11 protein-coding genes are annotated in these 10,127 nt (G+C 50.8%); 7 read left to right on the top strand and 4 right to left on the bottom strand.

Going from position 1 to position 10,127, the window contains the following annotated elements:
* Nucleotides 1–63: 63 nt before the first annotated feature.
* Both HMPREF1246_RS00890 and HMPREF1246_RS00885 read right to left on the bottom strand, forming a co-directional pair.
* Nucleotides 64–576 carry a folate family ECF transporter S component gene (locus HMPREF1246_RS00890; RefSeq protein WP_009016253.1) on the bottom strand — a complete coding sequence of 171 codons (513 nt, stop codon included), beginning with the start codon at nucleotides 574–576 and terminating at the stop codon, nucleotides 64–66.
* A gap of 15 nt (nucleotides 577–591) precedes the next feature.
* Nucleotides 592–1,557 (bottom strand): agmatinase, encoded by a 966-nt coding sequence (locus HMPREF1246_RS00885; RefSeq protein WP_009016254.1) that lies wholly within the window; start codon nucleotides 1,555–1,557, stop codon nucleotides 592–594.
* Nucleotides 1,558–1,731: 174 nt separating this feature from the next.
* Between HMPREF1246_RS00885 and HMPREF1246_RS00880 the strand changes: the two genes are divergently transcribed.
* Nucleotides 1,732–2,517: an IclR family transcriptional regulator gene (locus HMPREF1246_RS00880; RefSeq protein ID WP_021736417.1), complete on the top strand. Its 786-nt coding sequence runs from the start codon at nucleotides 1,732–1,734 to the stop codon at nucleotides 2,515–2,517.
* 51 nt (nucleotides 2,518–2,568) lie between these two features.
* Here HMPREF1246_RS00880 and HMPREF1246_RS10675 read toward each other — a convergent pair whose 3' ends face one another.
* The gene (locus tag HMPREF1246_RS10675; protein ID WP_231368190.1) at nucleotides 2,569–2,775 is read right to left on the bottom strand and encodes an AzlD domain-containing protein; all 207 of its coding nucleotides are present in this window, start codon (nucleotides 2,773–2,775) and stop codon (nucleotides 2,569–2,571) included.
* A gap of 8 nt (nucleotides 2,776–2,783) precedes the next feature.
* Nucleotides 2,784–2,930, bottom strand: coding sequence for an AzlD domain-containing protein (locus HMPREF1246_RS10670; RefSeq protein ID WP_021736416.1), 147 nt, complete (start codon nucleotides 2,928–2,930; stop codon nucleotides 2,784–2,786).
* A gap of 952 nt (nucleotides 2,931–3,882) precedes the next feature.
* Here HMPREF1246_RS10670 and HMPREF1246_RS00870 point away from each other — a divergent pair.
* From HMPREF1246_RS00870 to HMPREF1246_RS00845, 6 genes are all read left to right on the top strand, one after another.
* Entirely contained in the window at nucleotides 3,883–5,148 is a 1,266-nt protein-coding gene (locus tag HMPREF1246_RS00870; protein ID WP_009016258.1) for a DUF1015 domain-containing protein, read from the top strand.
* Nucleotides 5,132–6,217, top strand: a complete 1,086-nt coding sequence (serC, locus tag HMPREF1246_RS00865; RefSeq protein WP_021736415.1) for a 3-phosphoserine/phosphohydroxythreonine transaminase — start codon at nucleotides 5,132–5,134, stop codon at nucleotides 6,215–6,217. Before HMPREF1246_RS00870 ends, serC begins: the two co-directional genes overlap by 17 nt.
* A 212-nt stretch (nucleotides 6,218–6,429) precedes the next feature.
* Nucleotides 6,430–7,488: an NAD(P)-dependent alcohol dehydrogenase gene (locus HMPREF1246_RS00860; RefSeq protein WP_009016260.1), complete on the top strand. Its 1,059-nt coding sequence runs from the start codon at nucleotides 6,430–6,432 to the stop codon at nucleotides 7,486–7,488.
* 54 nt (nucleotides 7,489–7,542) lie between these two features.
* Nucleotides 7,543–8,508 (top strand): GTP-binding protein, encoded by a 966-nt coding sequence (locus HMPREF1246_RS00855; protein ID WP_021736413.1) that lies wholly within the window; start codon nucleotides 7,543–7,545, stop codon nucleotides 8,506–8,508.
* A 145-nt stretch (nucleotides 8,509–8,653) separates the two neighbouring features.
* Nucleotides 8,654–9,208 (top strand): LemA family protein, encoded by a 555-nt coding sequence (locus tag HMPREF1246_RS00850; RefSeq protein WP_009016262.1) that lies wholly within the window; start codon nucleotides 8,654–8,656, stop codon nucleotides 9,206–9,208.
* 26 nt (nucleotides 9,209–9,234) lie between these two features.
* Complete coding sequence (locus HMPREF1246_RS00845) at nucleotides 9,235–10,023, top strand: YgcG family protein (RefSeq protein WP_021736411.1); 789 nt, start codon at nucleotides 9,235–9,237, stop codon at nucleotides 10,021–10,023.
* The last annotated feature ends 104 nt before the right edge of the window (nucleotides 10,024–10,127 follow it).

The raw sequence follows: 10,127 nt of genomic DNA, 5'->3' as shown, positions 1-10,127 counted from the left end.
TTCTTTTTTGTCATGAAAAAGCGGGCACCAGAAGAAAAACTTCTTCTGGTGCCCGCTTGTCAATCAAAGCAGGGAGAGACGCTTCTTGAGAGGCGGCAGGACAATGGAAAGGAGAACCGTTTTTGTGACAACGCCGACCGCGCACTGGAAGAGGCGGGGATACAGCAGGTTCATCATGGGTGTGTGGAAGAGTACGCTCAGCCAGTAGGTGTTGAGGACGAGGCTGACGCCGATTTGGGTAAGGAAGACGGCAAGCAGGATGGCTTTTCGGCTTAGGCTGCGACGAAAAATCAGGCCATAAATATAGCCATCGAGAAAGGAGGAGAGTGTAAAGCCGGGAAAGTAGGGCCCTACGGGGAAAAGAATTGCACCGATGAGGTCACCCAAGGCGCCTGTCAGGCCGCCGGCAAGGGGGCCGCCGATAAGGGCGGCGGCAGCGACAGGCAGGAAACTCAGTCCAATCTTCAAGTTCCATGTGTGAAGGGAGAGAAACCGGGCAAGGATGATTTCCATGGCCGTGCAAAACCCAATAAGGGTGATCCATTTGCCGGAATGGTAGGAATGCTTCTGGTCCATGGCAGGTTCCTTTCGTCAGCGAAGGGCTTCTTTCCTTTTCATGGCAAAGCCCAAGAGGTCAGAAATCAGGCGGGCGGCGAGGTATCCCGTCGTGCCTCCGATATCGTCAAAAGGCGGGGCTACTTCTGTCATGACAATTCCTTTGAGGTCGCTTGACGAGCCAATGGCTTCAAGGATATCGACCGCTTCATCGTAATTGAAACCGCCGAACATGGGGGAACCCGTAGCCGGCGCATAAACGGCATCCATCGCATCGATATCAAAACATACGACAAACTGTTTGGCAAGCCCAAATTCCTTGAGAATCCGGTCAATGCCCAAGCGGCGGACATCGCGGCAGGAATAGATTTGATCTCCATGTTCGCGGGCTTCTTCAAAATCATCGGGACCGCTGCTGCCAATGCCGCGGACACCCAGATGGAGGATTCGTCCCACATAGGGAAGCCCAGCGGCATTTCTCATGGGGGAGCCGTTAAAGAATTTCTGACCGTCAAGAGGTTTGGTCCAATCTAGATGAGCATCAATATGAACGATATCAAAGTTCCCAATGCCTTCCAGACCTTGCAGGACCGGGAAGTCAACGGCGCAGTCACCGCCTAGAACAACGGGAAGGGCCCCTTGTTTCTGGATAATGGAAACGGCACTTTCCAAGTTTGCCATGGTGCCTTTGAGGTCACCGGGGATATAGTCCACATCCCCACAGTCTACAACATGCCAACGTCTGGCATCCATATAGTACTGCTTGCGTTCCGAATCATAGGTGCCGCCCTTTTTGTAGGTAAAGCGGGTTGAACCCAACCGGATTCCGCGAGGGCCAAGACGGCAGCCCGTGCGGCCTTGGATAGCCAGATCGAAGGGGGCGCCAAGGACGGCAACATCAGCATTCAGATGATAGATATCTGTTGCCAGGTCACTTTTTGCAAAGGTCGCAATCCCTGTAGGGGCCATATTGAGAGGTTTTTGAAGGCTATAGTTATCCATATTTCATCATGCTCCTTTTAACTGCATCGCAGGTCTTTCTTTTGCTGTGCTCTCATTATAGGAAGTGGCGCAGGGGAAGTCAATGAAATTGGACACGATTTTGCAATATAGACACTATAATGAAATAAAATCATTGACAAGACAAATGACGATTTCCTATAATGAGGAAAAATCATGATTTATTTGGAAAGGAGCCTGCTCATGGTGGATCAATCTTCTTCCCCTTATGTCAATTCGGTACTGCATGCAGTCAGGATTCTTGAACTTTATGCGGCCCAGCGTCGGGAATCCCTGTCCCTTACGGAAATCAGCAGGGCCCTTTCCCTGCATAAGACGACTGTATATCGGATTCTGCGAACCCTGCAGCATGCCGGCTGGATTGAACAGTCCGAAAAAAGCGGTCAATACAGACTCGGAACGGGAATCCTCATGGTCGCCTCTGCTGTTTCTGTTCACAATACCGTAAAGGACCTCATTACAGAAGCCCTGAACGATTTGTCCGATTGCTTTAATGAGACCGTTGTCGTTTCGACGCTTCTTGGGCACCAAGGTGTCTGCGTGGATATGGTTCAGTCCCGGCACCGCCTTTCTGTCATGGGCCATAAGGGGTATATCGTGCCCCTTCATATTGGTGCGTCGGGTAAGATGCTTCTTGCTATGCAGGATGAAAGCCTTCGGGATACGCTCATTGGGGAGCTCTTTACAGAAAAGACCAAGCAGCGGATCCTCAAAAATCAGCTCCTTGCTATTCTCCAGGATGGCTATGCTGTTTCCCGGGGCGAAGTTGACGAAGGCGTGGCGGCTGTAGCTGTGCCCCTTCATTTGGGACAGAAGGGATATGTCATCAGTCTATCCGGGCCGGAAGCGCGCCTTGAAACAATTGGTCTTTCCCGCATCCGGGATACACTGCTTAAGACCGTCAGGAACCTGGAACAAAAAGGACGTATGCTGAAGTCATAACTCAAAAGGCTATGAAGGTGTCATTGCATCTTCATAGCCTTTTGAGTTATCTTATAGCCATTCCTGCAGGATATAAAAGACCGTACCACCGCAGATGGTAGCAGCTCCCAAGGACTTTGCTCGAATGACGATGGGAGCAATGAAGAGGGTCGTTAACAGGGGAATATTGTCAAGGGAAAGATAGATCGCTCCATCTTTTAATAAAAGATCGGGGAAAACCAAAATCCCAAAATGGCAAGCGGGACAAAATGGAGCCACTTGGTAGATCAAAGGGGAAGTGTGCGGGTTTTGAGAAGTACCATAGGAAAGAAGCGGGGCAGGAACGTGGCAAGGGCCATGGCAAAGATGGCACCCATTGCATAGGTATTGCTGTAGCTATTAGCAAGACGGAAGGATTCCCAAAAATCATTCATGGCGTGCCTCCTTTTTCCTAGTAAGGACAGTGAAGGAAATGGAGGCTGTTAGGTTTGTCAGAACGATGTGCAGCTTGAAGGGAATGAACGTTGAAAAAAGACAGATATGAGACCGGAGGCAATGCCTGCCGTGACAAGGATCCGTGAACCCACATAGTTTGACCCGATGCCAAGGAACATGGCCGTAAGGATATAGGAAACAAGGGCCAGGCACAAGTTGGAGAAAGATCCCTAAATAGCAGCCTAAGGAACTGGAAATGGACCGGCCCAGCATACTGATGAGGTTGATTGTTTGGTCCTCCTCCGGTGATCCGTCTTCATTACCCTTAACAGCTACTAGGTTGAAGGCAAAGCATTCATCCGTCAGTCCATAAGCAAAAAGGGGGGGGAAAGATCCCGCTTTTCTTGCGAACATAGGGGGCCAGGACTGATGTAAACAAAGCGTTTCGAAGACTGGTGACAAAGACCGTCAAAATGATGGATAAGAAGGAAGCCCCATCATCATGGCCATACCAATGAACTCGGGACTGTCGCCATAGATAGGGATCCTCATGGCAAAGAGGGTCGCCGGCATGAGTCCTGCTTTTTGATCAAGCCTGCTGCAGGCGAACCCCAGGACCGTGTAGCCTATGAGAATGGGTAGGCCTTTTTGGAATACATGAGCAGAAAAACAAAGCGAATGAAACACTTTACGATTTTGTTTGAGAGGAAGGAAATCTGTGTGGTCTAAGAAATACAAAAAGAAATTTTACTTGCATTAAAAAAATAAATGAATTATATTTAATAAGTTAATTGTTGAAAGGTCTTTTGAAGGAAAAGTTCCTCTTATGCTATAATATCTTTGTCGGATATTTTTGCAAAAAGAACCTGAATTATTCGGATAGAGCCTAGGATTCCTTTAATTAGACCCTATCCTCTTTCTTGACCGCTAAAGAATAGGAGTGAAGATAATATGGCAGAAATCAGACCGTTTCGGGCTCTGCGCCCCATTCCGGAACTCATTTGTAAGATTGCTGAATTGCCTTATGATGTGATGAATCAAAAAGAAGCCCGGGACATGCTTCGCCAAAATCCCTTGAGCTTTTTGCAAGTGACCCGTTCAGATGCGGCTTTGCCGGAATCTATTGCGGAGGATGATCCCCAGGTTTATGAAAAAGCAAGGGAAAACCTGGAGACGTATATCAGTCGTGGGGAGATGATCCAAGATTCGACACCCTGCTACTATATTTATCGGCAGCAAATGGGTCCTTATATCCAGATCGGCCTTGTGGCAGTCGCTTCACTTAAGGAATATGAAGACAAGGTCATCCGCAAACATGAACTTACGCGGGAAAAGAAAGAACGGGATCGGGTTCAGCATATCCTAGCGACCAAGGCCCAAACGGGACCTGTTTTTCTTGCTTACAAGAGCAAAGGACAGCTTTCTGCTTTCCTGTTGGACTATATGGGAAACCATACGCCGACCTATGACTTTACCGGAGAAGATGAAGTTCGTCATACCCTGTATGTCATGAATGAACCGCTGAAGGTCCAGGAAGTGACCCGTCTTTTTAGGCAGGTCCCGCAGCTTTATATAGCCGATGGCCATCATCGCTGTGAAGCAGCCTATCAAGTCGCCAAGCAATTGGGCGCTCGAAAAGGTCAGACGGGAACCGAGGAATACAATTATGTCCTGTCAGTTATCTTTCCGTCATCCATGCTTCATATCCTGCCTTATCATCGTTTGATTCGCGACTTGGGCGGACTTACGGCGGAAGATTTCCTGAAGAAAGTGAGTGTTTCTTTTGACGTGGAGGACCTGACACGGCCTGCTGAACCATCTGTTCCCCATACATTTTGCCTCTATCTTGGCGGCAAATGGCGGCGTCTCACGGCCAAAGAAGGCACGTATGATGCCGCTGACCCCATTAAGAGCCTAGATACCAGCATCCTCCAGGACCTTCTCCTTTCGGCAATCTTGGGCATCAAGGATCCTCGAAAGGATCCCCGTCTTGATTTCATGGGCGGTATCCGAGGGCTGAAAGGTCTTATGGATGCCGTAGACAGCGGCGCCTTTATGGCTGCGATTGCCATGTATCCAACGACTATGGAAGAACTCATCCGCGTTGCCGACGCGGGACTGATCATGCCGCCCAAATCAACTTGGTTCGAGCCAAAACTGCGGGATGCCATGACCATTCATTTGATAGGAGATGAACAAGATGGGAAGAATCTTTAATTTTGGTGCAGGACCCTCCATGCTCCCGCTGCCTGTATTGGAACAGGCCCAAGCAGAACTGCTTGATTATAAGGGAAGTGGTATGTCTGTTATGGAAATTAGTCATCGCTCTGATCTTTTTGAAGACATCAACCATGAAGCACAGAAAGATATCAAGACCCTTTTGCATCTGGATGATAATTGGAGCGTCATGTTTATGGGTGGAGGCGGTACGCTGCAGTTTTCCATGATCCCTATGAACTTCCTGATGCCAGGGAAAGTCGGTGCCTATGCCGACACGGGCAATTTTGCCCATAAAGCCATGTTGGAAGCGGACAAGATTGGAGAAACGGCCGTTGCTTATTCAAGCCGCAGCACCGCTTATGATCGGGTGCCCAAAAAGGGCGAGATCCAGATGCCTCATCAGGCGGCATACCTTTATATCAATTCCAACAACACGGTCTATGGAACAGAATATCATGAATATCCTGAGACGGGACATGTGCCCCTTATTGCAGATTTTTCATCCGATTTCCTGAGCCGTCCTGTCCCTATGGATCGCTTCTCCCTCGTTTATGGCGGGGCCCAGAAAAATATTGGACCTGCCGGCGTGACTGTCGTTATAGGGAAAAAGAGCTTCCTGCGCGGAAGGGACAGCCGCCTTCCCCTTATGCTGAACTACGAGACGTTCATGGATCATGATTCGACCTATAATACGCCGCCTGTCTACGGAATCTATATCGTCGGTCTTGTGGCCAAATGGCTCCTTGCACAAGGGGGGCTGGAAGCTATGGCGGTCCGCAATGCCAGAAAGAGCAAGATCGTTTATGATGTGATCGACGCTTATCCTGACTTTTATGTAGGTCGGGCCCAGAAGGATAGTCGGTCACTCATGAATGCGACCTTTAATCTGCCCACGTCGGAGCTGGAAGCCCTTTTTGTGGAAAGCGCCGCCCAAAATGGGATGGTGGGCCTTAAAGGGCACCGCGTTTCCGGAGGAATCCGGGCTTCTATGTATAATGCCATGCCGCAGGAAGGATGCGAAACCTTGGCTGCTTTCATGGATGATTTCTATCGGCGCCACCGCTGATTATGTTGATCAAAGACCTCTTACGTACAGTTTCCGTACGTGGGAGGTCTTTGATGTCCCGCGAAAAGTAAGGACCGCGGAACGTCGATGAAACCTTGTTGGGGCGTGCGGATTTTTGTCATTGACGGAACCTGATGTATCTGTAATAATAAAAGCAACAATTGATAAAATCGATAATTATAAGAACTTTACGACAGCAAGGAGGTGCTCCCATGAAAGGATATGCTATGTTGAAAATCGGTGAATCCGGATGGATCGAAAAAGAACGGCCTGTCTGCGGTCCTCTTGATGCGATTTGCCGCCCTATCGCGGTTGCCATCTGTTCTTCCGATGTTCACACCTTATGGTCCGGAGCCATTGGCGAACGGCACAACATGATCTTGGGCCATGAATGCTGCGCTGAAGTTGTAGAAGTGGGCAGCTTGGTCAAGGATTTCAAGCCGGGGGACCGGGTCCTTGTTCCGGCCATTACGCCGGATTGGAGTTCCGCCGCTGCCCAGGCTGGGTGGCAGCAGCATTCAGGCGGTATGCTCGGCGGTTGGAAATTCTCCAATTATAAAGATGGTGTCTTTGCTGATTTCTTCCATGTCAATGATGCGGATGGCAACCTGGCCCATCTGCCGGAGGGCATGGATCCTGTTGACGCATGCATCATGTCTGATATGGTTCCGACGGGCTTCCACGCCGTCGAACAGGCTGATGTCCAGTTTGGCGATACGGTCCTTGTCATCGGTATTGGTCCTGTGGGCCTCATGGCGGTCCGTGCCTGCGCCCTGAGAGGGGCCAGCCGTATCATGGCGGTGGGGACGCGTCCTGTCTGTATGGAAGTGGCCAAAGCTTATGGGGCTGATGAATTTATCAGCTACAAGGATGGCCCCATCTTTGCACAGGTCTTGGAACGGACAAATGGCGCCGGTGTGGACCGCGTCTGCATTGCCGGCGGCAACGTGGATACCTTCAGCGAAGCCATCAAGTGTCTGAAGCCAGGCGGACGGATTGGCAACGTTAACTACCTCGGTTCCGGAGACTATGTCAAGATCCCTCGCGTGGAATGGGGCGCTGGCATGTCGAACAAGACCATTTCCGGCGGTCTCATGCCGGGCGGACGGCTGCGCATGGAAAAACTGGCGAGCCTTGTCACGAGCGGTCGCCTCGATCTCCATAAGGAAGTCACCCACGTCTTTGAAGGCATGGATCACGTCGAAGAAGCGCTCTTTATGATGCGCGATAAACCGCGGGATCTCATCAAACCGGTCGTCATTTGGAAATAATAAGCAGCAAAGGGGAGGGGATGGGGCCCTCCTTTTTCCATCCAGGAGGCCATCATGAAAGTCCTTATTGTATCCGGATTCCTCGGCGCTGGAAAAACCTCCTTTATCCGCCATATGACGGACACCCTCCTTGATGTGGATTTTGTCATTTTTGAAAATGAAATTGGCGAAACGGATATCGATGTCAAGGTCCTCCAGGAGGGGGAACGGAGCCTGAACGTCTATGAAATGACGGAAAACTGCGTCTGCTGTACGGGAAAAGCTGATTTTCTCACAAACCTCATGACCATCCTTTCCGCCCTGGACCCGGAAGTTCCCATCGTCGAGCCCACAGGAGCGGCTAGACTCAGCATCCTCATGGCAGCCATCGAAGGGCTTTTCTATGACGCCATCGACCTCCTGCCTCCCATAACGATTGTGGACGCAACGACCTTCTTTATGGAAAAGGACAGCTTCAGTGATCTTCGCTTGGAACAGATTCGCCATGCCTCCGTCCTCATCCTCTCAAAATCAGAGCATCTGGAAGAAAGCGAGATTGCCCGCTTCCACAAGGCCCTCCATGAGCTTTCTCCCGAGGCAGAAATTATAACAGGCGACTACACGGCCCTGCCGGACGCCTTTTTTCGGCGCCGTTTGGAGCGGCAGCGGAAAAAAGAAGATCCTGGGACCTGCGGGGAAAAAGGGGAAGAAGCTCACCACAGTCATGGCCCTGGACACACTCATGAGGACTGCCATCACGAGGAAAATCCTGTGGAAACGGTTACCTTGACGGACGTTTTTGTACGCCATCCTCTTTATCTCATGCGCTTTTTGGACCTTGTGACCAAAGGAGCTTTTGGCAGGATTCCCCGGGCCAAGGGGTATCTTCCCTGCGGAGGGGACTGGGTCCGCTTTGACCTCGTGGAAGACCACTGGATGATTTCCGGCTTTTCCCCGCAGGGAGGCGCGAATGTCACTCTTATTGGAAAAGAACTTGATGAAGGGGCGGTACGCGATTATTTTGCAAATATAGCCGATTGATGACCAAGAAACCTCCTGGGCCTAACAAGCCGAGGAGGTTTGTCACATGAACGTCACTTGACAGGAACGGGCAAAATCCGCTACAATCGAAATGTACCCATACGGGGTATGCTTTTTTAACTCAATTAGAAAGTGTGGGAAACCTATGAAAAAAATCTTGCTTGTCCTTCTTGCTGTTGTCGTCCTTATCGGGGGCACCTTGATGGGTAGTTACAATGGGCTTGTCAGTGCCAATGAACAGGTAACGGGCCAGTGGAGCCAAGTAGAAAACCAGCTCCAGCGCCGCAATGATCTCATTCCCAACCTTGTGAATACGGTTAAGGGCTATGCCGCTCATGAGACGCAGGTCTATGCCGATGTGGCAAATGCTCGGGCTAAACTGGCCGGTGCGCGGAATGTCTCTGATGCCGCGGCAGCAAGCGGAGAACTCGATGGGGCCCTGTCCCGTCTTCTTGCCATTGCTGAAAACTATCCGGACCTTAAGAGCAATACGAACTTCCTTCAGCTCCAGGATGAATTGGCAGGGACGGAAAACCGCATTGCTGTAGCCCGCCGTGACTACAACCAGTCCGTCCAGACCTTCAATGCCAAGATCAAATCCTTCCCGACAAACATCCTTGCTGGTATGTTTGGTTTTACGGACCGGGATTATTTCAAGGCTGATGAAGGGGCCAAGACGGTTCCGCAGGTGAAGTTCTAAGGTCATCGAGGGAAGGAGACATTCCCATGAAAAAGAAACTCTTATGGCTGCTCCTTGTCCTCCAGGTGATTTTTTTCCTGCCTTGGGGTTTGGGGCAGGCCGCCGGGATTCCGCCCAAACCGGCGCGGGATATTTATGTCGTCGATGAGGCAGGCGTCCTTTCCAGTCGGACGAAACAGATCATCCTCGCCTATAGTTCCGCCCTTGCCAAAAGGACCAAGACACAGGTCGTTGTCCTTACCGTGCCGACCCTTGACGGGGAAAGCATAGAAGACTATGGGCTTTCTGTTCTGCGCGAATGGGGCATTGGCGATAAAAAAGAAAATAATGGCGTTCTCCTTCTTGTAGCCACCAAGGACCGAAAGAGCCGCATTGAAGTGGGCTATGGTCTGGAAGGCGTCCTTCCTGACGGCCTCACAGGGCGAATCCAGGATCAGTACATGCTGCCTTCCTTCCGTAAGGATAATTATGACGAAGGAATCCTGAACGGCTATTCCGCCGTCCTCCAGACCGTGGCGAAAGGCTATGGCCTGAGTGTCAAGGACCTTCCCGTAGAAGGAACGAGCCAGCCCCAGCCCCAGGAACAATCGGAAGGTCTGCCTTTTCTGACGCGGCTTATCCTTTTTGGGGGTATTGTGCTGCTCTTTTTGGTGGACCGCCTGCTCTTTGGCGGTGCCATCTTCCGAACCTTGCTCTACCTTTTCTTCTTTCGCGGCGGTGGCCGCGGCGGTGGCTTTGGCGGGGGCGGCGGCTTCGGTGGAGGCAGTTTTGGCGGCGGCTCCGGTGGGGGCGGCGGTTCCAGTCGTAGCTGGTAACAAAGAAACGTACTCATGGATTTCCACGGGTACGTTTTTGTCTATCTGGGAATGGGTTTTTGGACAAATAAAAATGACTGCCCAATAGAGCAGCCATTTTTAGG

Source organism: Acidaminococcus sp. BV3L6 (assembly GCF_000468835.1).
Lineage (GTDB): Bacteria > Bacillota > Negativicutes > Acidaminococcales > Acidaminococcaceae > Acidaminococcus > Acidaminococcus intestini.
Note: the sequence above shows the minus strand (reverse complement) of the source record. Positions and strands in the feature narration are given on the sequence as shown.

Coding starts and splice junctions, on each gene's coding strand:
- serC (WP_021736415.1), top strand. CDS start 5,132: ATGGGAAGAATCTTTAATTTTGGTGCAGGACCCTCCATGCTCCCGCTG.
- HMPREF1246_RS00855 (WP_021736413.1), top strand. CDS start 7,543: ATGAAAGTCCTTATTGTATCCGGATTCCTCGGCGCTGGAAAAACCTCC.
- HMPREF1246_RS00860 (WP_009016260.1), top strand. CDS start 6,430: ATGAAAGGATATGCTATGTTGAAAATCGGTGAATCCGGATGGATCGAA.
- HMPREF1246_RS00885 (WP_009016254.1), bottom strand. CDS start 1,557: ATGGATAACTATAGCCTTCAAAAACCTCTCAATATGGCCCCTACAGGG.
- HMPREF1246_RS00880 (WP_021736417.1), top strand. CDS start 1,732: ATGATTTATTTGGAAAGGAGCCTGCTCATGGTGGATCAATCTTCTTCC.
- HMPREF1246_RS00870 (WP_009016258.1), top strand. CDS start 3,883: ATGGCAGAAATCAGACCGTTTCGGGCTCTGCGCCCCATTCCGGAACTC.
- HMPREF1246_RS00845 (WP_021736411.1), top strand. CDS start 9,235: ATGAAAAAGAAACTCTTATGGCTGCTCCTTGTCCTCCAGGTGATTTTT.
- HMPREF1246_RS00850 (WP_009016262.1), top strand. CDS start 8,654: ATGAAAAAAATCTTGCTTGTCCTTCTTGCTGTTGTCGTCCTTATCGGG.
- HMPREF1246_RS10670 (WP_021736416.1), bottom strand. CDS start 2,930: ATGAATGATTTTTGGGAATCCTTCCGTCTTGCTAATAGCTACAGCAAT.
- HMPREF1246_RS00890 (WP_009016253.1), bottom strand. CDS start 576: ATGGACCAGAAGCATTCCTACCATTCCGGCAAATGGATCACCCTTATT.